The 1,390-nt window shown below is 54.4% G+C and carries 1 protein-coding gene; it reads right to left on the bottom strand.

Translation table 11 applies throughout. The features are described from left to right. Positions 1-153: 153 nt before the first annotated feature. Positions 154-396, bottom strand: a complete 243-nt coding sequence (locus BG455_RS16745; protein WP_143079952.1) for a helix-turn-helix domain-containing protein — start codon at positions 394-396, stop codon at positions 154-156. Positions 397-1,390 lie beyond the last annotated feature (994 nt).

Below are 1,390 nucleotides of genomic sequence, written 5' to 3'. Positions count from 1 at the left end.
GCGAGAGGCGCGGGAACGCGTGCAGGAGCAGGAGCGCCGTGCCCATGAGCGCGACGACGGCCACGATCACGGCTGGTAAGGCGCTCTTTGACTCTACAATTTTAAAACGGGCAACAAAGGGTCGCGTGCATTACATCGGCGATCTGCGCGGTTCTAGCGCAGATCCTGACCGGGCAAACCGTATCCAAAGCCTTTGCCTTGGCGGTTGATGGATGGCTGATAAACTACCACTAGCCCGCGGGAACAAAGACGGCTGATGGCCCGAGACACCGACGAATAGACGTTGGGAGCGCGCTTTAGGCCCAATGCGTCGATGATGGCACCTGTAACCACGAACTCGCCTGCGTCCTTTTTTTGCTCCAGGACGGCAAGGATCGCCTTTTGCTGTTTGCTCAAGCCTCGGCCCATTAATTTCCCCTTACGCTGTTCCTCACCCTAACGGTTAACAAGATTTCAGGCTAGAACCTTTGTGACCGTTAGCTCGTTAGGCCAAATAGCCTGCCGCATTTCGCTGATTCCTGCGGACAGCGTGTGAGCGTACGAGCCTACCGCGCAAAGGCTGTAGGCTCGTGAAACAAAGTCGGATGCCAGGATGGTCGCGTTCGCCCTATTGCCAAGATGGCTTTCCAAAGATGAGATCTCCAGCCATGTAAATTCGGTGGCAGGAGATGCACCGGATCCAACCAACCCTGCTGTCGCTAGGCCCGCCAAAAGACGCTTCATCATGCATCCTGTAAAGGTTCAGAGCATCTTCAAACTGCAAGGGTATCTACTCGTTTTTGCAGGTCGGAAAAGCCTTCGGCTTCAAGTACCGTTGCTTTTTCTGAAAAGCCGGGACCAGAAACCTTCTGCAACCTTCTGCTGAATTGGTACAGGTGCTGGAGGCGCGATGGAAAGACGCTCTGCAATTTGATGCCACCTGTCCCGCTCCTGCCGAACCTCGATCAGCGCTTCACGCAGCATCTGATTTTCGCGCTCCAACACCCCCGTTTCATTCACTTTCTCAGGCGTTGCGAACTGTTTCACAGTTTGTGTTGCGGGTANNAATACGCGGTGCAACTCAGCAGGATCTATGCTCCAGGCCCCATTGTCGTCCTTTGACCCTGAGATCTTTCCGTTTTGCAGCGCTCTAGTGATTGTTGCCTTTGAAACGCCTACTGCTTTTGCAGCTTGTCCTGCCGTGTATTTCATAGCGTATCAGGATGTTTCATTGCGTTGCATGAAACGATCGTGCACCTGTTTCGCACCGTGTTGCAGTGTTGGGGCATCAGGGTGTATTCCTTTTGACCGTCGCCGGCAGGTCAAATTCCATTCCCTCGAGTGACGGCTGCGATTCCGGCGGCAAGCCATCGCCTGATGGGAGCTGTTGCTCACCAGGGTAAAGGCTTGG

Source organism: Roseinatronobacter thiooxidans, assembly GCF_001870675.1.
GTDB lineage: Bacteria > Pseudomonadota > Alphaproteobacteria > Rhodobacterales > Rhodobacteraceae > Roseinatronobacter > Roseinatronobacter thiooxidans.
The sequence above is the reverse complement of the archived record's forward strand: the minus strand, read 5'-3'. Positions and strand labels throughout refer to the sequence as shown.